Origin of the sequence: Kitasatospora sp. GP30 (assembly GCF_029892145.1) — a bacterium.
GTDB classification, from domain to species: Bacteria; Actinomycetota; Actinomycetes; order Streptomycetales; family Streptomycetaceae; genus Kitasatospora; species Kitasatospora acidiphila.
Map to the genome: position 1 here is coordinate 346,875 of NZ_JARZAH010000004.1, position 25,333 is coordinate 372,207.

Consider the following 25,333-nt stretch of genomic DNA (forward strand, 5'->3'; position numbering starts at 1 on the left):
GCCTTCAACTGCCGAGGTGGCCACCCAGCGAGCGGAGAAGGACGTGACTGATCTCTTGCAACGGACGCTCAGCGTCGATCCGAACGGCCGGTATCACCCCTTCCCGATGACCGAGACCCAGCAGGCGCTGATGATCGGCCGGGGCGACGCCGTCGAGTTCGGCAACATCGGCTGCCACGGCTACTTCGAGTGGGAGCGCGACGACCTCGACGCCGAACGGTTCGCCACGGCCTGGCGCCGACTGGTGGACCGCCACGACATGCTGCGCACCGTGGCGCGGCCGGACGGCACCCAGCAGGTCCTGGCCGATCCCGGCGACTACCGGATCCCGGTGCGCCGACTCGCAGCCCTGCCGCCGGACCGGCAGCTGAACGAACTCGCCGCTATCCGCGCCGAGATGAGCCACGCGGTGTTCCCGGTCGGCAGCTGGCCGCTGTTCGACCTGCGGATCACCGAACTCGCCGACGGGGTCTCCCGGATCCACCTCGGGATCGACCTGCAAGTCCTCGACGCCTCCAGCGCGTTCCAGGTGCTCTTCCCCGACCTCGTCGACCTGTACGAACACCCGGAGACCGAACTCGCGGACCCCGGCCTGGGCTTCCGCGACTACGCGATCTGGCGGCGGCAGGAACTCCCGCACACCGAGGCGTATCAGCGGGCCCGGGCCTACTGGCTGGACCGGGTACCGCAGTTGCCCCCGGCCCCCGGGCTGCCGGCCGGGACATCGCAACCGGGCCCGGTCCGCTTCGACCGCCGGGAACGCCGACTGCCGCAGCAGCACACGGCCTGCCTGGCCGAGCTCGCGGCCGAACACGGGCTCACCCTGTCCACCCTGCTCACCGCGGCCTTCGCCGAGGTGGTGCGGGACTGGTCGGACACCCCCGACTTCACCATCAACTACCCGGTGTTCCACCGCCCTGGGGTCCATCCGGGCATCGGACGGGTCCTCGGCGACTTCACCAACGCCGTGCTGCTCACCGCGCGTTCGACCGGTGACACCTTCCTGGACCGCGCCCGCGCCCTCCACCGGCAGATCGAACTCGACACGGAACACGGCGAGTTCAACGGAATCGAGGTGCTGCGCGAGCTGACCCGGGTGCACGGCGCCGGCATGCAGGCCGCCATGCCGGTGGTGGTCACCAGCCTGCTCGACTACCCGACCCGCCGACCGGTGTCCGACCTCGGCCGCGAGGTGTACTCGATCTCGCAGACCCCGCAGGTCTCCCTGGACGTCCAACTGCGGGAGTTGGACGACGAGTTGCGCGTCATCTGGGACTTCGTCGACGGCGCCTTCGCGCCGGGCCTGCTGGACGCCATGTTCGCCGCCTACGGCGCGCTCCTCGACCTCCTCGCCGAAGACCGGGACGTCTGGCACACCGACCGCTTCAACCTGATCCCGGCCGACCAGCAGGCGCTGCGGCTCTCGGTGAACGCGACCGACGGCGAAGTCCGGGACGCGCTGCTGCACGAGCTGCTGTCCGCGCAGATCACCCGCACCCCCGAGGCCGAGGCCGTGGTGGACAGCCGACGGCGGCTCAGCTACGCCGAGTTGGGCGGGTACGCCAACCGGATCGCCCGGCGGCTGCGCGCCGCCGGCGCCCGTCCGGGAGAACTGGTGGCCGTGGTGATGGAGAAGGGCTGGGAGCAGTACGCGGCGGTCTACGGCATCCTCGCCTCGGGCGCGGCCTACCTCCCGCTGGACGCCACCGTCCCCGCGGAACGGCTGCACCGGCTGCTGGCCGGCGGGCAGGTCCGCACCGTCCTCACCCAGGCCCGACTGGACCAGAAGCTCGACTGGCCGGCCGGCGTCGTCCGCCACCGGGTGGACGAGGACTTCGAAACCGGTGACACCACCGCGCTGCCCACCGTCCAGCGGCAGACCGATCCGGCCTACGTGATCTACACCTCCGGCTCCACCGGGGAACCCAAGGGCGTGGTGGTGGACCACCGCGGCGTGGTGAACCTCATCGACGACGTCAACAGCCGCTTCCAAGTCACCGCGGCGGACCGGCTGCTGGCCATTTCCGGGCTGCACTTCGACGCCTCGGTCTACGACGTGTTCGGGGTCCTGGCCGTCGGTGGCACGGTGGTGCTGCCCGACCAGTTCGAGCAGGCCGAGCCGGACGCCTGGGCGGACCGGGTGGCGGCCGAGTCGATCACGGTCTGGAACTCCGTCCCGGTGCTGATGGAACTGCTGGTCGGCGAGGCCGAGACCCGCACCGACCGCCCGCTCGCCTCGCTGCGCCTGGCGGTGCTGTCCGGTGACTGGATCCCGCTCACCCTGCCCGCCCGGATGCGGGCGCAGAGCACCCGGCTGCGGGTGGTCGGATCCGGTGGGCCCACCGAGACCATCTGCTGGTCGCTGTTCCAGCCGATCGGCGAGGTCGACCCGGCATGGGCGAGCATCCCGTACGGCACGCCGATCACCAACCAGGCCTACCACATCCTCGACGAGGAGCTGCGGGAGCGTCCGATCGGTGTGCCGGGCCAGATGGTGGTCGCCTCCGAGGTCGGCCTGGCCCACGGGTACTGGCGGGATCCGGAGCGGACGGCCGCCAAGTTCGTCCGGCTGCCCGGGAGCGGGCGGCGGGCCTATCTGACCGGCGACCTCGGCCGCTACCTGCCGGGCGGCAGCATCGAGATCCTGGGCCGGGACGACTTCCAGGTGAAGATCCAGGGCCAGCGGGTGGAACTGGGCGAGATCGAGGCGGCCCTGCGACAGGACCCCGGCGTGCGAGCGGCCGTCGTGGTGGCGCCGCGCAGCGAGCACGGCGTCCGCCGGCTGCACGGCTTCCTGGTGACCGCGGACGGCTGCTCGGCCGACGAGATCCGATCCCGGCTGGCGCAGCGGCTTCCCAAGCACCTGGTCCCCTCCGGGTGGACCGTGCTCGACACGCTGCCGCTCACCCGCAACGGCAAGGTGGACCGGCTGGCGCTGGTCGAGTCGGCCGGCCGCCAGCCCGACCGGGCGCCCGCGCCGACCGAGGGCGGGCCGCTGGAGCAGGTGGTCTGCGCGGCCGCCGCCCAGATCCTCGGACTGGACGACGCGGTGCCCGCCGACAACTTCTTCCGGCTCGGCGGCGACTCGCTCAGCGGCACCCGACTGGCCTCGCTGCTGCGCGAACTGCTCGGCGTGCCGATCCCGATCAGGACCGTCTTCGGCCACCCGGTGCTCGGCGAACTGGCTGCCCGGCTGGCGGCCGACGAAGCGATCGGCGGCCAGGCGGTGAGCGCCGCCGAGGCCCTCAGTCGACTCGCCTGAGCCACCCGGTGGAGCCGGCCCGGCCGCACCCCGGCCCCCGGCCCCGCCTCGGCCCCACCCGGTTCCGCAACCCCAGGGAGCGTCAGATGACCATCGCGATCCAGCCGGAGACCTGGTCGCCGGCCAAGGGCGGTCTGATCGGTTTCGCCGCCCATGCGGCGGCCCGGCTGCAGCAGACCGATCCCGACCTGTACGACCTGCTCGAACAGGAGAACACCCGCCAGGACGAGACGCTGATGATGGTGGCGGCCTCCAGCATCGCGGACCCGTCCGTGCTGGCCTGCGCGGGAACCGCGCTCGGCAACCTCACCGCCGAGGGCTTCCCCGGTGCCCGCTACCACGGCGGCTGCTCGGTCGCCGACGAGATCGAGCGGCTCGCCATCGCCCGGGCGTGCGCGGCCTTCGGGGCCCGGGACGCGATCGTCCAGCCGCACTCCGGAACCTCCGCCAACCTGGCCGTCCTCAGCGCGCTGCTGAAGCCGGGAGACACCCTGCTCGGGCTGGACCTGGACTGCGGCGGCCACCTCACCCACGGGTCGCCGGCGTCCATCACCGGACGGTGGTTCAGATCGGTCGGCTACCGGGTGACGCCCGACGGCTACCTGGACTACCGGCAGATCCGCCGACTGGCCAGGGAACACCGGCCCAAGGTGCTGATCTGCGGCGCCAGCGCGTATCCACGGACGATCGACTTCCGACGGTTCCGCGACATCGCCGACGAAGTCGGCGCGTACATGGTCGCGGACATCTCGCACATCGCCGGCCTGGTCGCGGCCGGCCTGCACCCCAGCCCGATCGACCACGCGCACGCCGTCACCACCAGCACCTACAAGCAGTTGTACGGCCCGCGCGGCGGACTGATCCTGCTGGGCAAGGACGCCGACACGGCCGGCCCCAACGGCGGCTCGCTGGCCGGGGTGCTGCGCCGCGCGGTCTTCCCGGCCACCCAGGGCACGCCCGATCTCGCATCGGTGGCGGCCAAGGCCCGAGCCCTCGGCTTCGTCGCGGGAGGAGAGTTCGCCGAGCTGGCGAAGCGCCTGGTCGACGTCGCGGCGAGCCTGGCGACCACGCTGGACCTGCGGGGGCTGCGCCTCGTCACCGGCGGCACCGACACCCACATGGTGCTGCTGGACCTGCGCGGCACCGGTCTCACCGGGGACCTCGCGGAACGGGCCCTGGAGTCCTGCGGGATCGTGGTGAACCGCAACCGGGTGCCCGGCGACACCACGCCCGCCCGGGTGACCAGCGGGCTGCGGCTCGGCAGCAACACCCTGGCCGCCCGCGGCCTCGGGCCGGCCGAGGCGGCCGAATGCGCCCACCTGGTGGCCGACGTCATCGGCGCCGTCCGGCCGGACGCCGACCAGCCGCTCGATCCGGCGCTGCGTTCGGCGGTCCGTCGCCAGGTGGCGGAGATCTGCCGCCGGCACCCCTTGCCGGGGTACGGCTTCTGACCTGCTTGCGGGGTGCCGCTGCTAGCGGATGCCGCGCTGGTGGGCGAGGTATCCGGCCTGCATCCTGGTCCTGGCGCCGAGCCGGTCCAGGATGTCGGCGATGTGGCGCTGGCAGGTCCGCTCGGAGATGCCCAACTGCTGGGCGATCTCCCGGTCCTTGCCGCCGGCGATCAGAGCCCTGAGGATGGTGACCTTCAACTCCTCCGTCACCTCGGAGAGTTCGGGTCGGCTGACGCCGCCGTCGAACGGCGTCGCCAGCCCCCAGTCGCGGTCGAACAGGTCGGCGAGGAAGGCCACCAGCGTCGGGTCGCGCACCAGCAGGCCCCCGATCGCCGGATCCTGATGGGGGATCAGCGCGGCCCGCTGGTCGAAGACAGCGAACTCCGGCAGCGCGTTCGGCAGCGTGCGGACCACGGCCCCGAGCGGTGTCAGCTGCTCCGCCAGCGCACCGGCCGCCGGGGTGAACCTGGCCGCGTAGGGATACAGCACGCGCATCTCGGCTTCCCGCGCGAGCAGTTGGGAGACCCAGGGCAGCGGCCAGGCCGTGTCGGCGGTTCCGAGCAGGACGGCCGGCCGGCACAGCAGGACCTCCGACCGGGCTTGGCTGCCCAGTTCGGCGGCGGACCGCCGCAGTGACTCCGGGCCGGGCAGCCGGACCACCGGCCGGACCCGGTCGGTCCTGGACTCGTACAGCGGCAGCAGGCCGTCGAACTCGGCACGCACCCGGTCCACTTCGTCCCGGAGCTGGTCGATCTCCCGGACCACCGGACCGAGGAGGAGGTCCCGGGCGGTCTGAGGAGGGATCACCCGGTACCGGTCCGACGCCCCCGGGACGGCCTCCAACAGGCCCAGCCCGAGGAGTTCGGCGATGCCGTCCCGGACCGACCGCTCCGGCAGGCCCGCCCTGCCGCTGAGTTCGGTGACGGACACCGCCTCACGTTGGACCGCGTGCGTGTAGACCAGCAGACCACCGGTGCCGAGGCTGGGCAGGCGGGCCGGCCCGGGGGCGTCCGAAGCGTCCAAGGCAGTTCTCCTCCCGGTCGGTACCACGATGGCGGACGGGAGCGCCGGCCCGGGGCCGCCCGGGGGTTCGGCATCGCGCCGGGCGGGAACACGCCAGCGGACCAAAACCTGTGAAAGCGGGACGGATGCCATGGACCCGATGAAATGGTCCACCGTGCGCGGCAGTTGAACGCGCCACCGGAGCCATTGGTTCAGCTGGATTCGATCCGGTTTTCACCCTTGTGTCCCCAGGTCGTCAAGTCGCCAGGCGGCTTTACGAGGCCCAGGGCTCCTATGTCGCCCCCCGGCCGCGGCGCATCGTGGAGAGCGCCCCCGGGAGGTCGGCCGAGCGGACGAACTCCCAGCCGTCCTCGCGATCCGCAAGCCTCGCGACTCACCTACAGGAGCCAAAGGTGACACGTACCAGGATCGTCATCGCCCTCGCCGCCACCGCGCTCGCCGCCGCGATGTCCGCCGGACCGGTCGGCATCCTCGCCGGCCCCTCGGACACCGGCTGGGGAGGCCCGGCCCCGGCCCCGGTGGCCGCGGCGCAGAGCACCTCCTCCCCGACCGGCACCGTCCTCGCCGGCGACACCGGCTGGGGCTGACCCCCAACAGCATCCACCTGGAAGGCTGCCATGCGCGGAAGCAACAGCCCGGACCGGCGCCCCGGGACCGGACGCGCCCCCACCCTGCTCGCCCATCTGGCCCTGGTGGCCGTCACCGCTGCGGCGATCGCCCTGCTGCTCCACGCGATCGGCGGCGACGGCGGCCCCCGGGCACCCGGCGGGGCCGCGAAGTCGACCAGCGTGTTCGGTACCTTCCTGGTCGCCATGCCGCTGATCCTGCTCTGTGCCCAACTGGCCGGCCGGTGCTGCCGAAGGCTCGGCCAGCCGGCGGTGATCGGCGAGATCCTGGCCGGCATCCTGCTCGGCCCCTCGCTGCTCGGACGGCTGTCGCCGGGGACCGAGCGCTGGCTCTTCACGGCGCACCTCGCCCCCGTCCTCGACACGCTCTCCCAACTCGGCCTGGTGGCCTTCATGTTCCTGATCGGCTACGAACTGGACCTCGGCCGGCTGCGCCGCCACCGGTCGTCGGCCGTGCTGATCAGCCACGCCGGTATCGCCCTGCCCGCGCTGGCCGGCATCCTGCTGGCCGTCCCGATGTACACCCGGTTCGCCGAACCCGGCGTCGGTTTCCCGGTGTTCGCGCTCTTCATCGGGGTGGCGATGAGCGTCACCGCCTTCCCGGTACTGGCCCGGGTGCTGACCGACCGCGGCCTGGACCGCACCCCGCTCGGCGCGTTGGCCCTCGCCAGCGCGGCGGTGGGCGACGTGATCGCCTGGTGCCTGCTCGCCCTGGTCACCGCGCTGGCCGGACACCACGGCCCGGCGCGGGTGCTGGTGACGATCGGACTGTCGGGGGCCTTCTTCCTCGTCATGCGGTACGGCGTGCGACCCCTGCTGCTACGGGTCGGCCGCGCGGATGCGTCCAGGACCGTCCCCGTGGCAGCGGTCCTGCCGCTGCTCCTCGGCGGCGTCCTGCTCAGCTCGTACGCCACCGACCGGATCGGCGTCCATCCGATCTTCGGCGCCTTCCTGTTCGGTGCGGTCATGCCCCGGAACCTGCCGCCCGTCAACGCGGCGGTCGAGCACCTGCGCGGCGTCGCCGGCCTGCTGCTCCCGCTGTTCTTCGTCTCCGCCGGACTGAACATCCGGCTGGACCTGCTGGGATCCGATCCCACCAGATGGGCCTGGTGCCTGCTGATCACGGCCGTCGCGATGCTCGCCAAGTGGGGAGCGAGCTCGGCCGCGGCCCGGGTCGGCGGTATCGAATGGCCGCAGGCGCTGTCGCTGGGCGCGCTGATGAACTGCCGGGGGCTGACCGAGCTGGTCATCCTGAGCATCGGCTACCAGCTCGGTGTCATCAGCTCCCTGGTCTACTCGCTGCTGGTGGTGATGACGCTGATCAGCACGGCGGTCACCGCGCCCGCCCTGTCCGGCATCGCCCGGGTGTTCGCCGGGCGGCGTCCGGCACCCGTGCCGCCCCCCGAGCGGGCCACGGTGTCGAGCACCAGCGGCACGGCGATCTGAGCCGGCCTGCCCGGTCTACCCGGTCTACCCGGCCCGCCCGCCCGCCCGGCCCGCCCGGCCCGCCCGGCCCGCCCGCCCGGCCCGCCCGGCCTGTCCGGTCTACCTGGTCTACCCGGGCACGTCGGCGGTCGGCGGGTCCTGCGGTCGGCGGGATTCCTCCAGCAGCCCCTGCTGGGCGATCAGATAGCCGGCCTGCAAGCGGCTGCGCGCGCCCAGGCCCTCCATGATCGTGGAGATGTGGCGCTGGCAGGTCCGCAGGGCCATGCCGAGCCTGCGGGAGATCGCCCGATCGTCCAGGCCCGCCACCAGCAACTGGACGATGTCCTTGCGGATCTCGGCGGAGAGGGCCTGAACTTCGCGCTGGGAGTAGCTGGTCGGGTAGGGGGCCGCCTCGACCCAGGCCCGCTCGAACGAGGTCAGCATGAAGTCGAGCAAGCTGGCATCGTGCACCAGCACCGCGCCGTACGGCTCGTCGTGCAGCGAGACCACGCCGACCCGGCGGTCGAACACGATCATCCGGGCGAACCCGTCGCTCAGCGTGCGGACTTCGGCGCCGAGCCTGGTCACCCGCTCCACGTAGGCCGCGGTCGGCGGGTCGTAGCGAGCGGTGTGCTGGTAGAGCGTCCGGATCCGGACGCCCCGGCGCAGCATCTCCTCGTCGCGGCCGATCGCCTCCTCCAGCACGGGCGTGGCCCGCCCGCCGCCCGGCTGCGAGGTCAGCACCTCCTCGACGCAGGAGTCGGCGAGTTGACGCAGCATCGAGCGGACCGCGTCCAGGCCGGGCAGGATCTCGATCGCGGCCGCTCCCCGGCACTGCTTGCGGTGCTCCGTGTAGAACTGTTCGAGCTCCTCCAGCTCCGCCCGGGCCCGAGCCAGCTCCTGCTGGCGCTTGCGCAGGTCCCGTTCCTCCGGGAACAGCGTCTGCGCCACCGCCACGGCCGGGTTCACGGCCACCAGCCGCTGCTCGTCGTCCGGCGCCGTGCGCACCAGGCCGAGGGTGCTCAGCTCGTCGACCAGCGCCCGGGCTGTCTCCTCGGTCAGCCCCAGGGCCGCGGCTGCGTCGGCGACGCGGGATCGGGGCTCGGACAGCAACTGCCGGTAGAGCGCGACCGTCTGACTGGTGAGTGCTGGTAAGTCCACCCGTCCTCCTCCACGGCGGTTATTCCGAGAAGCACGACGATAGCCCCGGCACTCGCCACCCCACCCTCCTCACGCGGACGTTCCCACGGCACTTCCACAGCTTGCCGCCGCCGGTGCGGTGTCCCGGCAGCGGTCAGGCAGCGGTCAGGCGACCGCGGCGTGCAGGACGCCGGCCAGCTCGGCGGGCACCGAGAGCATCGGCCAGTGCCCCGTGTGCAGGTCGAAGCGCCGCCACGGCGGCTGGTTCAGGAAGGCCAGCATGGGCACCTCGGCGTCCATGAGCGCCCTGAAGTCGTTGCAGGCGACCAGCACCCGGTCCACGCCGGGGTCGGCCTGATCCGGGCCGGTGAGCCGCTGCACGAAGGTGCCGAACGGCTGGGGTGCGGCCAGGGCGCGCACCCGGCCGCGCTGCTCCTCGCCGAGCCCGTCGAGGCTGCCGAAGGAGCCGAGGGCCTCGAAGGGCGGCATCGACAGGCGCCACCCCTCCCCGTGGTCGGCGACCTGCCGGCTCAGCTGCTCCGCCACGTCCGACGGCATGAGGTCCAGCATCCGCATGCCCTCGGCGAACGGGGCACTGTCGAGGTAGACCAGGCGCTTCAGCCGTGCTCCCAGCCGGCCGGCGGCCGCGGTGACGGGGGCCGCGGCGTAACTGTGCGCCACCAGCGTGACTTCGCGCAGGTCCGCCTGCTCGACGGAGGCGACGATGTCGTCGACGTGGGTGTCCAGGTCGGTGTCCCGGGTCGCCTGGTCGGCGCGCTCGCCCAGGCCGGTGAGCGTCAGGGCCAGCACCGTGTGGCCGAGCTCCTGCAGGGCACGGGCGGTCTCCTCCCAAGCCCAGGCTCCCAGCCAGGCACCGGGAACGAGTACGAAAGTAGCCATTGCGGATCTTCTCCCTTTCGAGGTGACAAAGGGAGCGTAGGATCAATGCAGGACAGATTCCGCCCTGGTATCACGAGTTGACGATGTCTCACCCCTTGACGCGCGTACTGGCCCTGCTCGAACTGCTCCAGACGGACGCCGGGCTCACCGGCACCCAGCTGGCCGACCGCCTGGGCACCGATGTCCGTACCATCCGCCGGTACATGGCGCGGTTACGCGAGCTGGGCATTCCCGTGGAGTCCGAAGGCGGCCGCTACGGCGGCTACTGGCTGGCCCACGGCTACCAGATGCCGCCGCTGGTGCTCACCAACGACGAGGCCCTGGCGGTCGTCCTCGGCCTGATCGCCGGCGAACGGCTGGGCCTGAGCAGTACCGCGACGGCCCGGGCCAGCGCCCTGGCCAAGATCGAACGAGTCCTGCCCAAACCCCTGCGGGAACCGCTGGCCGCCATGCGCGACACCCTCTCCTTCACCGCCGGCACCGTGATCGCGCAAGCACCCGAGACGGGCGTCCTGCTGTCCCTGGCCCAGGCGTCCCGCTCCGGTCGCACCGTCGACCTGCGCTACCGGTCCTGGCGCCAGGAGCAGAGCGAACGCGCCCTCGACCCGTACGGTGTGGTCTTCCACGCCGGGCGCTGGTACGTGATCGGCCACGACCACCTCCGCGGCGGTCTGCGCACCTTCCGCATCGACCGCATCGCCTCGGTCGAGCCCCGGGCGGAGAGCTTCACCACCCCGGCCGGCTTCGACCCGGTCGGCCACCTCACCGCCGCGCTCGCGCAGGCCCCCTACCGCTGGCAGGTCGAGGTCCTCATCGACGGGCCCATCGAGGAGATCGCGCGCCGTCTGCCGGACTCCGCCGCCGTCCTCACCGCCCACCCCGGCGGGGTGCTGATGCGCACCCGGGCCGAACGACTCGACGGCGTGGCCCGCCTCCTGGCCTCCCTGGAATGGCCCTTCACCATCCACAGCCCCGACGAACTGCGCGACAGCCTCAGGGTGCTCGCGGGTCGGCTCACCACGGCCGCCGAACGGCTGCCGGAGGGCCTGCCGGGGTGACCGGTGGACGATCGAGCCTGAGGCCGGGGGAGCCGGGTGGGGCCGCGCCGACGAAGGCAGCACCGCTCACAGGTCCTTGAAGCGCACGCGGATGTCCTGTTCCGGGCGCCGTTCCTCCTGGCGGGCGATGGCCGTGAGCACCTTGCGGTCCGCACCGGTCAGGGGCGGCTGGATGAGGCTGCGCGGCCACAGGCGCCGGGCCAGGACGACGTTGGTCTCGGCGGCGTAGACGGTCAGCACGGCGCCGAGGTAGAGCCAGGACAGCAGGCCGATGACCGTGCCGAAGAAGCCGTAGATCTGGTCCGCGTGCCGTAGTTGGTGCGCCACCAGGGCGCCGCCGAGGGCCTGGAGCACGGTCCACCCCGGCCCGGCGAACAGGCAGCCGGGCACCAGGCGGCGCCAGGTCACGTCGCGTGGGGTGAGGGTCCGGAAGCAGACCAGGTAGAGGCCGGTGTTGAGCAGCGCGGACAGCAGCAGCCCGCCGACGCCCGCGGCCGGTCCGCCGACCGTGGCGACGGTCAGCTGGGCGGCGGCGGTGCTCACCGCGAGGCCGCTGCCCAGGATCACGAAGAGCAGCAGGCCCCGGCCGAGTCGGGGCAGATAGCCGGGGCGGCGCCGGCCGGGGACGTTCCAGACCTGTGCCATGGCGAACTGGAGGGTCTGGCTGACGCCGAGTGCGCCGTACAGCAGGCCGAGTACGCCGATGGCCAGGGCGAGCCCGTTGCCCTGGACGGAGTGCACGTTCTGGCGCAACTGGCTGCCGATGATCGGGAAGTCGGCGAGCGCCGAGTTGAGCACGGCCCGCTGGGCGGCTGGGTGTCCGTGCAGCGCGAAGCCCAGCACGGTGCTGAGCAGGAGCAGCAGCGGGATCAGCGACATGAATCCGAAGTACGTGATGAGCACCGCGAGTTGGCCGCCGCGGTCGTCGCCGTACTTCTTCACCACAGCGACCGCGAAGGCGGGCGCTGTCCGGCGCTGCTGGGCTCGGTCAAGCGTTCGCAAGGCTCGTTCGACGACGTTCACGGGGCGTTCACCTCCACAGCCAGTGTGTCTACCCGGATTATCGGGTCCGTAAAAGGGTCCTGGTGTCGGTGGGGTGTGAGGCGATTATCGGCGCGGTTGTTGTCATCGAGATTCCGCTCGCGGTAGAAAATCCGATAGTCTCGCTTGTCGGGTCCAATTCAGGTAGCCTCGCTTGCCGAGGCCGCCCGCGCGGGAACGGCGGTGCGCGTGGTGCTGCCATTCGGCTTGCGGACCAGGGGCTTCCATGATTCTTTCGAGTTCCACCGGTACCGTCCCGGACCCGGCGGAAACGTCACGCCGACTGCTCGGCGAGCTCACCAATAGCGGACGCGTTTCGTTCCGGCAGGCCTGTTCCAGGTTGACGGTCTGGGAATCCCTGCTGATGCAGCACCTGCTCGGTCGCGATGATATCGATTTCATCGAGCAGCCGGCGCCCGGCGAGGAACTGATCCGGGTCACCAGGTCGGCGCTGTCCGGGCCGGCCTTCTGGCGGCCGGGGGAGGTGGCGGACCCGCGGGCCGAGTCGCTCGGCTGGTTGCGGGTGCCGCCCCAGGTCGTGGACATGGTGGCCGAGGAGGCGGCGGCGCTGGAGGCCAGGGAGGCCGCGGAGCTCCTGGAGGTCGAGGCCGTGCTCCGGGCCTGGGCGCGGGGCGGCGAACTCGACCACCGGCTGGTGCAGCTCGCCGACTGGGTGGAGCGGGTGGAGACGGTCTACGTCTTCGTCGGCCGCGACGTGTTCTCGAAATCCGACGCCGGCAGCAACACCCTGACCCGCGACGGATTATTGGCGAGCCTGCGGGAACGTGCGGTGGAAACCTGGCGGCCGGCCGACCGGCTGTTCGTCGTGCTGGCGTACTGCCTGTTCCTCAGTGGCCGTTCGGTGCGCTTCGAGGAGTTCAATGGGAGGCAGCTCTCGGCCACCCGGCTCCGCGATTACCTGATGGACCGCTATGTCGGTTACTGTGCGGCGGTGGGGCGGATTCCGGAGAATCCGCACGGCATTCCGCTGCTCGAATTGGCGGGCCGGGTCAGAAATCTCCTGGCCGAGGTCGACCGCTCCGAAATGATGCGATACCGCCGAATCAACGGGCTGACCTTCGCCAAGAACGAGTACCTCACCGACTTCCCGCTGCCCCGCGATCCCGAGACGATGCCGGAGCTGGTGGCCGAGTTCGGCCGGACCGTCCTTGGCGTGGCCGGGTCGGGGAAGGTCCGCAGGGATCTGCGGGCCATGACGCTGGCCGCCGCCGAACTCGACGCGAAGGCGGGCCCGGACGGCACCGCAGCCGGCACCGGGGAGCAAGGCGCCATCGGTGAACTGCTCGGTGCGATCGTCCTGTCGGCGATCCTGGCAACCGATTCCGACTACGGCATGAGCAGTTCGATCAGAGACCTGGCGTCGTTGCGCGGTGCCAGTCCGGGAGGCCCCGAGGGCGTCCTGGCGCTCAAGAAGGGTGACTTCTTCTGCTGCTGCCTGCCGCACACCACGCGGATGGCCGCAACCGGTGACGAGACCGTGCCGATCCTCTGGCGGGCGGCGCAACGGATGATGTTCAACCGCTGGCACTTCGTCCCCGGCGAATTCGACCGGGCCGAGATCCCCGCGAACCGCCACTACTTCTTCCCGCCGCAGATTCCCGACATCGCGGAACACGCCGAGCACCACCACGGCGGCCACGTCGCCTCGCGGGTGCGCTACACGATCCGCGCCCCCGGAGCCCAGGTGTGGCACCCCCCGTTCACCGCCTTCGGGCACGGCTTCCGCGGCTGCTACGACATCCGGCTGGTCCGTATGGAGGGCCCGCCGTACACCCGGGCGGAGCTGGTCGACGCGGTCCGTCACTGCTCCCTGGTGGACGAGATGTGGCGAACGCTGGTCGAGGGGCTGGAGTCCGGCACGCTGTCGGTCGCTCCGGTGCGCGGATTCGGCCGGGACTGGTACGAGTCGCGAGCGTGGGAGCGGCTGCGCCCGTACACCATGGCGACCGGCGCGCCGGCGGAAGCCGCACCCGCATGACCACAACTCCCAGTTCGCACACCGAGGAGGGCACACACCCCGTGGCTGACCAGATCCCGGACCCCACCCGCAGTCCCGTCGTGCCGGTCGCCGACGCGATCAACACGATCGCCCTGACGAAGTGTCAGGACACCGAGCACCGGATCCACTTCCGGCGCGCGGAGCGCGTCGAGTCGCTGACCCTGGCCGAACTCGACGGCCGTGCCCGCCGGGTGGCCGGCCGGCTGTACGAGCTGGGCGTGCGGGCCCGCGACCGGGTCGGCATCATGGCGCCCAACCGGATCGAGTGGGTGCTGCTCGACCTCGCCGTGCTCAAGCTCGGGGCGGTGACGGCCGGCATCGAACCCGGTCGCTACCGACCGGAGCGGATCCTCGACGAGTTCGGCCTCACCCTCCTCTTCGTCGAGGGCGGGGCGCTGGGGCAGGTCCGCGACATCGCCGAGGTCATCACCTGGGCCGAGGAGACGGGCCTTGAGGGCAGCGGGACGGAGGGGTTCGAGGGCGGCGGGTTCGATGGGCCCGCTCTCGGCGAGGGCTACGACCCGGCGGACATCTGCGCGATCAAGCAGACCTCGGGAAGTACCGGCGTCCCCAAGGGGATCGAGGCCACCACCGCGAGCGTCAACCAGTCCATCGCCGCCGTCCAGGAGATGTTCGACCACCGCGACGGGGACAACCTGATGGTCTTCCTCCCGGTGCGGTTCCTCCAGCAGCGGTACTGGATCTACTCGGCGCTGGTGCACGGCCACGACGTCACGCTGGCCGACCGGATCACCGTGCTGGAAGTCGCCAAGGCCACCGCGCCGACCGTGGTGATGGGCGTACCCGGCTTCTACGAGCAGCTCAAGGCACGCGTCGAGGCGGCCGGCCCGGTGGCGGACCCGGCAGCGCGGTGCGCGGCGGTCCAGACGGAACTGGGCGGCCGGATCCGGTACTTGTGGACCGGCTCGGCCCCGGCCGGGCGGGCCATGCTCGACTTCTTCAACGACTGCGGCGTACCGCTGTACGAGGGCTACGGGCTCAACGAGACCTGCATCGTCTCGAAGAACCACCCCGGTGCCGCCCGGGTCGGCAGCGTCGGCAAGGTCCTGCCGCACAAGCGGATCCGCTTCGACAAGGACGGGATCCTGATCGTCGGCACCACCCACCCGGTCAACACCCGCTACACCTGGTGCGGACCCGGGGCCAACGAGAAGACCTACCTGCCGACCGGCGAGGTCAGGACCTTCGACATCGGCCATGTCGACGAGGACGGCTTCCTCTACATCGACGGCCGGGTCGACGACATCGTGACGCTGAGCGGCGCCCTCAACATCCTGGTGCCGCTGGTGGAGGAGCGCCTGCGCGAGTTGCCCGGGATCCACGACTGCGCGGTGTTCGGTGACGGGAAGCCGTACCTGACGGCCGTCGTGTCACCCGCGGCCCCCGGCACCGACCAGCAGGCGCTGGCCCGCAGCGTGTCCGAGCTGAACGACCGACTCCGGTACGAGCAGCGGATCTACGGCGTCGTGGTGGCATCCGAGCAGTTCTCCATCGAGAACGGTCTGCTGAACGCGCAGTACAAGCTGGTCCGGTCGCAGATAGCCAAGCGCTACGGCGACGACCTGGACCTCATCCACCAGAAGCACAGGGTCTACAACGACGGCACCGTCACCGGCGTGGACGTCCTGGTGACCGCGGCGGCCGAAGGCACGGAGGAAGCATGAGCTGGGAGAAACTGCCGCAACTCGAACTCGCCAACGACCGGGTCACCCTGCGTCGGATCCGGATCTCGGACATCGGGGGATTCCGGGAGATCGCCTTCGAACCGGACACGTGGCGCTACTTCGTGAGCAGCATCGCGACCGAGCAGGACCTTGAGGAGTTCATCGAGACGGCCGTCCGGGACACCCTCACCGGCACCCGGATCGTGTTCGCCATCATCGACAACGGCAGCGGCCGGATCGTCGGCAGCTCCGCCTACGGCAACCTGGCCAAGACCGAGCGCCGCTTGGAGATCGGGTGGTCCTGGGTGTGCGAGGCGGCCCGGCGCACCGGGATCAACCGGGCCGCCAAGCTGGCGCTGCTCGACCACGCCTTCGCCGAACTCGACTGCGAGCGTGTCGAGTTCAAGACCGATGTGCTGAACACCGGTGCCCGCGAAGGGCTGCGCGGCATCGGGGCGCGGGAGGAGGGGGTGCTGCGCAGCTTCAACTACATGCCGGGCGGGCGCCGTCGCGACGTCGTCTACTACAGCATCCTGCGCGGCGAGTGGCCGACCGTGCGGCAGCAGCGCTTCGGACCGCTCACGGCGGGGGAGCGCGGCTGAGCCGCGCGATGCACCAACGCCGAAAGCCCGCACACCACCTGAGGCCCGCACACCACCTGAGGGGAGCGAACACATGCGACACGAGGACTTCTCGTTCGACGTGGACGGTGAGCGGCTGGCCGCGACCAGAACGGTGACCGCCGAGCAGCCGGAGCCGAGCATCCTGGCCCTGCACGGCTTCGGCACCACCTCGACCCGGCACCGGATCAGCTACCTGCTGGACGGCTTCGCCGAGCACGGCCACGCCTCGTTGACCTTCGAGTTCTCCGGCAACGGCGACAGCACCGGGGCGCTCACCGACTCCACCCTGCGGCGGCGCCGGAACGAGGCCCTCGCCGCGGCCGACCGGCTCGGCCGAGCCGTGGCGCCCGTGCTGCTCGGCACCAGCATGGGCGCGCACCTGGCCGCGTCCATCGTCCCCGAGGTACGGCCACGTGCGCTGGTGCTCTTCTGCCCGGCCGCCTACCCGGAGCACGCCGCCGACCTCCCGTTCGACGGCAGCCTCCCCAAACCGGGCAACTACCCGGACTCGCCCGCCTATGCGGGCCTGCGCGACTTCGACGGGGACCTCCTCATCATCGGCGCCGGGCAGGACCAGGTCGTCCACCCGGCGGTGATCGACGGGTACCTGGACAGCGCCGGCCGGGCCCGCTCGGCCGAGGTCCTCTGGCTCAAGGACAGCGACCACTTCGTCCACCGCTGGCTGCCCGGGCAGCAGGCCCGGCTCGCCGAGGTCCAAGGCGCGATCCTGCGCCTGCTGCCCACCGCGCCGGCCGCACCGCCCAGGAGCTGACCGACATGGCCATCGAGCAGAACTACCTGAAACGACGCGACCTCGACAGCCTCAAGGCCGTGGAGGCGGCCTTCCAGGCCGGACCGCTCGCCGACGCGCTGGATGCGGCCCCGGACATCGAGCGCCGCCGCGGCCTGAGCCTGGCGGAGTTCGAGCGCGACTACCGGAGCCAGGGGCGTCCCGTCGTCCTGGAGGGCCATGCCGCCGACTGGCCGGCCGTGCGCACCTGGTCGTTCGAGGCGCTCGCCGAGCGCTGCGGCACGGTGCCCGTGGTCGTCGACAGCTACAGCAGCAGGGCGGCCCGCAAGACCACGTTCGGCGAGTTCGTGACCGCGCTGCGGCAGACCGCCGGAACCGGTGCCCCGCCGATCTGCCTCCAGGAGTGGTACTACAAGACGGTGAGCCCCGAGCTCGCCGACGACCTGCCCGAACTCGACATCGCCCACTACGACTTCCGGCGCGACCTGTACGGCGACGCGGCCGCCACCAACCACCAGCTGTGGTTGGGCCAGTGCGGCGGGATCACCCGGCTGCACCAGGACTCGTACTCCGTCGATGTGATGCACATCCAGATCGTCGGCGAGAAGCGCTGGTCCATCATGGGCCCGGATGCCGAGCTGTTGGCCGACCCCACCGGGCAGTTGGAGCTGGACGCCCTGCTGGCCTCCCCGGACACCCGGCTGACCCGGTTCGTGCTGCGCCCCGGCGACGTGCTCTACCTGCCGGCCTGGTGGTTCCACCGCATCGAGCTGCTGACCGACTCGATCGGCCTCGGCCGCAAGGCACTTGACCAGGTCAACCTGCGTCGGCACGTCCACCAGCGGATCGGCGAGCTGCTGGCGCTGGCCCTCAACCCGGACGAACTCCGGCGGACCCACTCGGAGTTGTTCGACGTGGTGATGACCCGCGGCCGGGCCCTGGCGCACCAGATGGACGTCGACCTGTCCAGGCTGCGCCAGTGAGCGGGCCGTCGCACATCCTGTTCATCGGCGGGCGCGGCCACGAGCTGCCCAAGGCGCAGCGCCTCGGCCTGCGTTACTCGATGATCCAGATCCCGGAACGGGTCGACGAGCAGCAGGCCGCCGGCGCGCGGCACTACGCCGTCCTGGACTACACCCGGCTGGACCTGATCCTCCCGGTGGTGCGCGCCTGGCACGCCGCGGATCCGTTCGACGCGGTGGTCTCGTTCACCGAGTACGGCTTGGAACCGGCGTCGAGATGCGCCATCGAGCTCGGGCTGCCGGGCGACAACCTCACCGCCGTGCTCCGCACCCGCGACAAGACCAGGACCAGGGAGCTGCTGAACCGCCGCGGCCTCTCGGCAGTGCGCCATCGGATCTGCGAACAGCCTTCGGAAGCAAGGGAGTTCATGGCCGATCTGGCAGGTGCCCCGGTGGTGCTCAAGCCGCCCGCGGGCGGCCTGAGCGAGGGGGTGTTCCTCGTCGAGACCGAGGCCCAGCTGACCGAACGCTGGTCCTGGACCCGCCGGTTCGCCGACGGCCCGCTACTGGTCGAGGAGTTCCTGACCGGTCCCGAGTACAGCGTCGAGTCCATCTCGCGGGACGGCAAGCACGAGGTGGCCATGGTCACCGAGAAGCTGACCACCACGACTCCGGGCTTCGTCGAGCTCGGACACCAGCAGCCGGCCCGGCTCACACCCGCCGACCGCGCCAGGATCAACGAACTGACGCACGCCTTCCTGGACTTGATCGAGCAGCGAACCGGCCCGGTGCACACCGAACTGCGGCTGACCCCGTCCGGCCCCCGGCTGATCGAGGCCCAGACCAGGGTCGGCGGCGACCAGATCTGGGAGCTGTGCGAGCGGGTGAGCGGCATCGACATGATCGCCGAAACCCTCGCCCACCTGCTAGACCTGCCTGCCCCGGCCCGCACTCCCGTGGCGCCCGCCGCGGCGATCCGCTTCTTCTGCTACGAGAACGCCATGGTCCGCGGCGTTCGGGGCCGGGCGGAGGCCGGGCGGGCGCCGGGCGTCGTCAGGTTGCAGTGCACCCTGCGGCCCGGGCAGCGGCTCGGCCCGCTCGCCTCCTCCAACTCCCGCCAGGGATACGTGATCTGCGACGGCACCGACACCGAGGACGCCGTCCGGAACGCCGAGACGGCGCGCGACCTGGTGCGCGTGGACCGGGAGCCGCTCGGTTGACCGCCACCACAGCTGAGAGGCCCGGCCGCACGGCCCACTACATCACCCTGCACTACCTCCTCACCAACATGGGCCTGTTCGGCCTGCTGTCCACGCTGGCCGTCTCGCTCACGGCGGCCGGCTTCAACGGCGCCCAGACCGGCCTGCTGATCCTCGTCTTCACGATCGCCAACAAGACCGCCAAGGTGCCGCTGGCCCGCTGGCTGGACCGGATCCCGGCGGCCTCCTCGGTGCTCCTCGGGTGCTTCACGGCGGCCGTCGGCTTCGCGGTGCTGCGGGCGGTCGGCGGCCTGCTGCCCACGGCGGCGGCGCTGGCGCTGGCTGGTCTTGGAGTCTCCGTCAACGCGCTGGCCAGCAAGCAGCTCGCCGCCGACGCCAGCGACCGGACCGGCAACCGCGCCAAGCTGTTCTCGGTGATCAACATCGCGGTGAACACGGCCTCCGCCGTGGCCTCGCCGGTGGCCCTGTTCTTCGTCAACCGCCACCAGCACGGCGACGTGCTCACCGGCGTCGCCGTGCTCTACTGCGTGGCCGGCCTGGTGACCTACCTGAACTACTCGCGCAGCGGCAGCCGGGTCCGGGCGGTCGACTCGTCCCTGCGCGACTACCTCACCATCCTGCGGCTGCCCGGCATGCGGTCGTTCATGCTGATCAACCTGCTGGGCTGGTGCTGCTACGGCCAGCTCTTCAACGCCCTTGCCCTGCACGTCTCCTCGACGCTCAAGGCGCCGGACCGGCTCGGCCTGCTCTACACGCTGAACGCGCTGCTGATCGTGGTGGCGCAACTCGGCGTCACCCGGCTCACCGAAACGCTGACCGGCGGCCGGCACGTGGTCACGGCGATCACGGCCTACCTGGCCTTCGCGCTCGCCTTCGCCTCGATCTTCCTGGTGCCCGGCTACCCGGGCGCGGTGGTCGGCGTCGTGCTGTTCACGGTGGCCGAGATGATGTTCGTACCGACCATGGACGTGCTGCTGCTGGGACTGCTCGGCGGCCAGAGCCGGGCCATCGGGTACGGGATGTTCTCGATCGGCAACGCCATCGGGGAGGGCCTGGGCGGGGCGGTCGGCGTCGCCACCTACCGCTGGCTGGCCGGCCGCGGTGACGGACCCGTCTTCTGGCTGTGCGCGGCGGGCCTCGCCCTGGTCTCCGCGGTTCTCACCCACCGGCTGCGGGCCGGCAGCGCCGCGCTGCGCGGCCTGGCGGCCCAGTGACTCGCTTCTGGAACATGCCGGGCGCGCGACACCGGAGCACGCGCGCCCCCCCGAGTCGCGCGCCCCGCGGCGCCAGCCGCAGGTGTCACAGCCGACGCGATCCATAAGAGAGGCCCTGATCGGGCCGCCCCCGTCGACCTGGAGGACGGAAGATGCGAGTACTGGTCGTCGGCACCAACCGGATGTGCCATGACCGGCTGCGAGACCTCGGCCACGAGATGGTGCTCTTCGTCCCGCGCGGCCGGGCCAGACGCGAGGACGCCGTCGGCCCCTACCGGCACGTGGTGGTCCTGGACGACCAGGCGGCCCCCGAGGACTGGGTCGGGATCGCCCGGGTCCTGCACCGCGGCGCGCCCTTCGACGCCGTGGTCGCGTACAACGAGCACACCTACCGGATCGTGCGGGCGGTCAGCGACGCCCTGGACGTCCCGACCGTGGTGGACGTCGAGCTCTTCGGCCGGGTGCTCGACAAGGCCCGGATGCGCGAACTGCTGGAGAAGCACGGCATTCCCAGCTGCCGCCACCGGTACGCGCGGGGCCGGGACGCCGTGCTCGCGGCCGTCGAGGAGATCGGGCTGCCCTGCATCGTCAAGCCGGTGGACGGTGAGGCCAGCGAAGGCGTGGCCAGGATCGAGTCCGCGGCCGAGCTGGATGCCGCGCTGCTGCGGGTGGGCGCCCGGCACCTCGACCGCGGCGTGCTGGTCGAGGAGTTCCTGGTCGGGCCGGAGTACAGCGTGGAGGCGCTGTCGGTGGGCAGCCGCCACCACGTCGTGGCCGTCACCAGGAAGTTCAGCGACCACCGGACCTTCGTGGAGCGCGGCCACCTCGTCCCGGCCCCGCTGGACGCGACCGACCAGCAGGCCGTCGTGGCGTACACCACCCGGGTGCTGGACGCCTTCGGCTTCCATGACTGCCCGTCACACACCGAACTCGTGCTGACCGAACGCGGCCCGCGGATCATCGAGACCCACAACCGGATCGGCGGCGACTCCATCATGGACCTGGTGCGGCTGGCCACCGGCGTCGACATGTACGACCTGGTCGCCCGGCAGAGCCTGGGCCAGGACGTGACCGCGCTGCTGCCCGACCCGGTCGCCCACCGCCAGAGCGCCGCGGTCTGGTTCGCCGACCCGGACGGCCCGACCAGCAGCACCCTGCTGGAGGTGCGGGGTGTCGACGGGGTCCGCGGACTCCCGCACGTGCACCGGCTGGAACTCCTCAAGGAGCCGGGCTCCCCGCTGACCCCGGTCCGGCAGAGCTCCGACCGCTCCGCCCTGGCGATCACCGTGGGAGCGACCCCAAAGGAGGCGCTCGCCCGGGCCCGCGAAGCGATCGGGTCGCTGCGCTTCGTCTACGCCTGGACACCCGCGGAGCCGCTGGGCTGACAGCGCGCACCAGCCGCCGGCCCCGTCGTTCGTATACCCTGGGGGGTGTCGAAAGGCGGGCGCCACCGAGCAGCGGCCGGGGCCGGCGGGGAGCCGGGAGCGCCCGTGCTCCCCGCCTGCCCGGATACCCGCCGGGGTACAGTGGCTGGTCGAAGGAGGCAGACATGCAGGTGGATGAGGCGGCCGTGACGCCCGTGCTGAACCGGCTGCGCCGGGCGCAGGGTCAGCTGGCCGGGGTCATCGCGATGATCGAAGCCGGCCGTGACTGCAAGGACGTGGTGACCCAGCTCGCCGCCGTCTCCCGGGCGCTGGACCGGGCCGGATTCAAGATCGTGGCCAGCGGCATGCGGCAGTGCCTGGCCGAGTCGGAGGAGGGCGCCGCTCCGATGAGCGAGGAGGAGCTGGAGAAGCTGTTCCTCGCGCTCGCCTGAGCCTGCGCGTGGGGCTGTGCATGCGCGTGGGGCTGTGCATGCGCGTGGGGCTGTGCCTGCGCTTGAGTCCGTGCCCGCCGCGCTTGAGCCTGCACCCCGGTGTCCGACTTGTCGCGTCCGTCCTGGTATCCGAATCGGCGTGTCTGGGTATCCGAAGGGAAGGAGCGACGCTCTGCCGGGGGAGTAAGGAGTGACCCGGTGCCTCACAACGACCTCATGGACCGGTTGGCCGCACAGCACGAGCGCCTGCGGAACCAGGCCAGCGGACTCACCGGCCTGCAACTGGGCGACGAACGCCGCCGCACGGCGCTGGACGAGCTGTCCGCCGAGCTGATGCGGCACTTGCGGACCGAGGAGGAGACCCTCTACCCGCTGGTCCGGCGCCTGCCGGGCGGTGTGGAACTGGCGGACCTCGAACTGTCCGCACACGCCTCGCTGGAGGCGCTGATCGGCAGCCTGGCGCGGCTCCCGGTGACATCGCCGGAGTTCCACCGCCAGGTGGCGCAACTGGTGGAACTGATCACCGGGCATCTCGGCGAGGAGGAGGCCAAGGTCTTCTCGCTCGTCCGGGCGGCTGCCCCGGAGCGCGAGTTGGCGGCGCTGGGGCCACGGGCCGACTGGCTGCACGAGCACGCCTCCACGGTGCCCAAGGCGGTTGGCCGCGGGCTACTGCCGCCGGACGACCTGATGCCGCCCGAGCGCGGACCGGCCAAGCGGGTGCGTGAGTTCTTCCACCGGCCGAGCGAGGGCTACCGGCAGCCCGACTCCATGATCCCGGCACCGCACGGCGGGCCGATCCAGCGCATCCGCAAGCAGTTCAGCCGCGCCGGCGATCAGCGGCAGTGAGCGAGGGCCTCTCGATGAGAGGCCCTGGGGGGCGCCGACCGGGCCGAGCAGCGCGAGGATCGCCAGCTCAGCGACGGATTTCCGACGATCGAGTGCAACCGGATCACCCCGCCGTCGCGTTCATAAGAAAGGAGTTCAATAAGACAGGTTTAAGATCAGACGCGTTCAGAACGTGGGGGGATGCATGCCGGCGACCAGTCGGAGCCTGGCCAGTGGCGGGGGCCTGCTCAGGGCGGCCGGACTGCGGATGCGGCGCCTGACGCTGCTCCGGGTCAGCCCCGCGCTGCACAAGCGCAAGCGGCGGCCGAAGGGCTACCCGCGCCCCGACCGCACCGGCCTGCGCCGCTGGCTGCCGTCCTGGCGGCACCTGCTGCGGATCGCGCTGCTCGGCACCGCCTGCCTGGTCGGCCTCGTCGGCTACGCCTACTCGCAGACCAAGATCCCCACCGACCTCAAGGCCTTCGCCACCCAGCAGAACAACGTCTACTTCTGGGCCGACGGCACCGAGATGGCCCGCACCGGAGAGGTCAACCGGGAGGACATCCCGCTCGACCAGATCCCCCAGGGCGCGCAGTGGGCGGCACTCGCCGCCGAGAACGAGAGCTTCTACACCGACCACGGCGTCTCGCCGCGCGGCATGCTCCGCGCTGTCTACAACATGGCCTCCGGCGGGGATACCCAGGGCGGTTCCACCATCACCCAGCAGTATGTGAAGAACGCCTACCTGAACCAGCAGCAGACCATGAGCCGCAAGCTCACCGAGATCTTCATGGCGGTCAAGCTCGACCAGAAGCTGAGCAAGCAGCAGATCCTGGAGGGCTACCTCAACACCAGTTGGTACGGCCGCGGCGCCTACGGCATCGAGCGCGCCGCGCAGGCCTACTACGGCGAGGACGCCTCCCAACTCAACCCCAGCCAGGGCGCCTTCCTGGCCGCGCTGCTCAAGGGCGCCGGCATGTACGACCCGGCCGGCGGCCCGGAGAACCACCAGCGGGCGGTGGAACGGTGGAGCTGGATCCTGGACCGGATGGTCGTGATCGGCAAGCTCACCCCGGCCCAGCGCGCCACCTACACCACCTTCCCCGAGCCGCTGGCCCCGCCGAAGCAGGCCGGACTCACCGGCCAGACCGGCTACCTGGTGGACATGGCCAGGGGGTACGCGACCGCGCACACCGGCATCACCGACGCCCAGTTCGACCTCGGCGGCTACCAGATCTACACCACCTTCGAGAAGCCGAAGGAGCAGGCGCTGACCGCCTCGGTGCAGGCCGCGGCCGGCCGGCTGAAGGCCGACGACCAACTGCGGGTGGGAGCGACCTCAGTGGCCACCGACGGCCGGGTGCTCGCCGTCTACGGCGGCCCCGACTACCTCAAACAGGGCTATGACAACGCCAACGCGGCGATCGTTCCGGCCGGTTCGGCCTTCACACCGTTCGTCTACGCCGCCGCGCTCAGTCAGGGCGTGCAGAAGCAGCTGAACGCCGGCCGCGCCCAGGTCTCACCCGGCAGCACCTACAACGGCAACGACCAGGCGCCGATGATGACCCCGGAGGGCCCGTACTGGGACCGCAACGGGAAGATCGTCAAGAGCGTCAACGACGGCGGCAAGTCCTGGGGGACGATCAGCCTGCAACAGGCGGTGGCGCAGTCGGTGAACAGCCCGATGGAGCAACTCGGCCTGGACGTCGGCCTGGACCAGGTCCGGCAGACGGCGATCGGCCTGGGGCTGCTCCCCGAGAGCATGGGGGCGCAGGTGCCGGCCTTCTCACTCGGCAACTCCACCCCGAGCGCGGTCCGGATGGCCGACGCCTATGCTGCGTTCGACGCCGGCGGCATGCACACCGATCCCTACTCCGTGGTGCGGATCACCCGGGACGGCGCCAAGGTCGGCGTGGCCAGGCCGGCCGCCGTCCGGGTGCTGAGCGCCCCGGTGGCGCACCAGGTGGACGCGGCGCTGACCGACGCGGTGCAGCACGGCAACGCGCAGGCGGCCCAGCTGCCGGGCCGGTCGGCGGCTGGCAAGACCGGCACCACGCAGGACAACACGGCGGGCTGGTTCGTCGGCTACAGCGGCCAGGTCTCCACGGCCGTCACGGTGTTCCGGCTCGACGCGAAGAGCGTGCAGACCCTGCCGCTGGACGGCCAGGGCGACCCGGCCAAGTCGGCGGCCGCCACCGCGTATCCGCTGGACATCTGGAGCAGCTACCTGAAGAGCCTGCCGACCGAGTGAACTCGGTCGGCAGGCAGGCCGGTTGACGACTCAGGTCACA

Annotated in this window: 20 protein-coding genes; 16 read left to right on the plus strand and 4 right to left on the minus strand. The window is 71.5% G+C overall.

The annotated features are described in order from the left end of the window. The first annotated feature begins 106 nt into the window (after positions 1-106). Together P3T35_RS09620 and glyA are read left to right on the plus strand one after the other, a co-directional pair. Positions 107-3,262 (plus strand): non-ribosomal peptide synthetase, encoded by a 3,156-nt coding sequence (locus P3T35_RS09620; RefSeq protein ID WP_143677000.1) that lies wholly within the window; start codon positions 107-109, stop codon positions 3,260-3,262. Positions 3,263-3,348: 86 nt separating this feature from the next. Then, on the plus strand, positions 3,349-4,713 hold the full coding sequence (gene glyA, locus P3T35_RS09625) for a serine hydroxymethyltransferase (protein WP_101383889.1): 1,365 nt from the start codon (positions 3,349-3,351) through the stop codon (positions 4,711-4,713). Between the two features lie 21 nt (positions 4,714-4,734). On the opposite strand, the gene P3T35_RS09630 is transcribed toward glyA, so the two are convergent. Beyond that, a complete protein-coding gene (locus tag P3T35_RS09630; RefSeq protein ID WP_180356749.1) occupies positions 4,735-5,736 on the minus strand; it encodes a helix-turn-helix transcriptional regulator in 1,002 nt (333 codons plus the stop codon). 392 nt (positions 5,737-6,128) lie between these two features. Here P3T35_RS09630 and P3T35_RS09635 point away from each other — a divergent pair, with 392 nt between their 5' ends. Together P3T35_RS09635 and P3T35_RS09640 are read left to right on the plus strand one after the other, a co-directional pair. Next, positions 6,129-6,323, plus strand: coding sequence for a hypothetical protein (locus tag P3T35_RS09635; RefSeq protein ID WP_101383891.1), 195 nt, complete (start codon positions 6,129-6,131; stop codon positions 6,321-6,323). A 30-nt stretch (positions 6,324-6,353) separates the two neighbouring features. Continuing rightward, positions 6,354-7,808, plus strand: a complete 1,455-nt coding sequence (locus P3T35_RS09640; RefSeq protein ID WP_280704999.1) for a cation:proton antiporter — start codon at positions 6,354-6,356, stop codon at positions 7,806-7,808. Between the two features lie 108 nt (positions 7,809-7,916). Here the strand turns inward: P3T35_RS09640 and P3T35_RS09645 are convergent, their stop codons facing one another. Together P3T35_RS09645 and P3T35_RS09650 are read right to left on the minus strand one after the other, a co-directional pair. Beyond that, entirely contained in the window at positions 7,917-8,948 is a 1,032-nt protein-coding gene (locus P3T35_RS09645) for a helix-turn-helix transcriptional regulator (RefSeq protein WP_101383892.1), read from the minus strand. 144 nt (positions 8,949-9,092) lie between these two features. Further along, complete coding sequence (locus P3T35_RS09650; protein ID WP_101383893.1) at positions 9,093-9,827, minus strand: alpha/beta fold hydrolase; 735 nt, start codon at positions 9,825-9,827, stop codon at positions 9,093-9,095. Positions 9,828-9,922: 95 nt separating this feature from the next. Here P3T35_RS09650 and P3T35_RS09655 point away from each other — a divergent pair, with 95 nt between their 5' ends. Then, a complete protein-coding gene (locus P3T35_RS09655) occupies positions 9,923-10,885 on the plus strand; it encodes a YafY family protein (protein WP_280705005.1) in 963 nt (320 codons plus the stop codon). A gap of 66 nt (positions 10,886-10,951) precedes the next feature. Here P3T35_RS09655 and P3T35_RS09660 read toward each other — a convergent pair whose 3' ends face one another. Then, complete coding sequence (locus P3T35_RS09660; protein WP_101383895.1) at positions 10,952-11,908, minus strand: YihY/virulence factor BrkB family protein; 957 nt, start codon at positions 11,906-11,908, stop codon at positions 10,952-10,954. A gap of 244 nt (positions 11,909-12,152) precedes the next feature. Here P3T35_RS09660 and P3T35_RS09665 point away from each other — a divergent pair, with 244 nt between their 5' ends. The 11 genes from P3T35_RS09665 (at position 12,153) to P3T35_RS09715 (ending at position 25,293) form a co-directional block, all read left to right on the plus strand. After that, complete coding sequence (locus P3T35_RS09665) at positions 12,153-13,925, plus strand: hypothetical protein (protein ID WP_143677001.1); 1,773 nt, start codon at positions 12,153-12,155, stop codon at positions 13,923-13,925. A 41-nt stretch (positions 13,926-13,966) separates the two neighbouring features. Further along, positions 13,967-15,631 (plus strand): AMP-binding protein, encoded by a 1,665-nt coding sequence (locus P3T35_RS09670; protein ID WP_180356750.1) that lies wholly within the window; start codon positions 13,967-13,969, stop codon positions 15,629-15,631. After that, positions 15,628-16,233 (plus strand): GNAT family protein, encoded by a 606-nt coding sequence (locus P3T35_RS09675; protein WP_101383898.1) that lies wholly within the window; start codon positions 15,628-15,630, stop codon positions 16,231-16,233. Before P3T35_RS09670 ends, P3T35_RS09675 begins: the two co-directional genes overlap by 4 nt. 73 nt (positions 16,234-16,306) lie before the next feature. Further along, on the plus strand, positions 16,307-17,026 hold the full coding sequence (locus P3T35_RS09680) for an alpha/beta hydrolase (protein WP_101383899.1): 720 nt from the start codon (positions 16,307-16,309) through the stop codon (positions 17,024-17,026). A gap of 5 nt (positions 17,027-17,031) precedes the next feature. After that, positions 17,032-17,988, plus strand: a complete 957-nt coding sequence (locus tag P3T35_RS09685) for a cupin-like domain-containing protein (protein ID WP_101383900.1) — start codon at positions 17,032-17,034, stop codon at positions 17,986-17,988. After that, complete coding sequence (locus tag P3T35_RS09690; RefSeq protein ID WP_280705008.1) at positions 17,985-19,187, plus strand: ATP-grasp domain-containing protein; 1,203 nt, start codon at positions 17,985-17,987, stop codon at positions 19,185-19,187. Before P3T35_RS09685 ends, P3T35_RS09690 begins: the two co-directional genes overlap by 4 nt. Next, a complete protein-coding gene (locus P3T35_RS09695; protein ID WP_101383901.1) occupies positions 19,184-20,401 on the plus strand; it encodes an MFS transporter in 1,218 nt (405 codons plus the stop codon). The genes P3T35_RS09690 and P3T35_RS09695 overlap by 4 nt, the downstream gene beginning before the upstream one ends. 152 nt (positions 20,402-20,553) lie before the next feature. Beyond that, positions 20,554-21,786, plus strand: a complete 1,233-nt coding sequence (locus tag P3T35_RS09700) for an ATP-grasp domain-containing protein (RefSeq protein WP_101383902.1) — start codon at positions 20,554-20,556, stop codon at positions 21,784-21,786. Positions 21,787-21,950: 164 nt separating this feature from the next. Then, the gene (locus tag P3T35_RS09705; RefSeq protein ID WP_101383903.1) at positions 21,951-22,217 is read left to right on the plus strand and encodes a metal-sensitive transcriptional regulator; all 267 of its coding nucleotides are present in this window, start codon (positions 21,951-21,953) and stop codon (positions 22,215-22,217) included. 198 nt (positions 22,218-22,415) lie between these two features. Continuing rightward, on the plus strand, positions 22,416-23,063 hold the full coding sequence (locus P3T35_RS09710) for a hemerythrin domain-containing protein (protein WP_143677003.1): 648 nt from the start codon (positions 22,416-22,418) through the stop codon (positions 23,061-23,063). A 184-nt stretch (positions 23,064-23,247) separates the two neighbouring features. Continuing rightward, positions 23,248-25,293, plus strand: a complete 2,046-nt coding sequence (locus P3T35_RS09715) for a transglycosylase domain-containing protein (RefSeq protein ID WP_280705012.1) — start codon at positions 23,248-23,250, stop codon at positions 25,291-25,293. Positions 25,294-25,333: the final 40 nt, after the last annotated feature.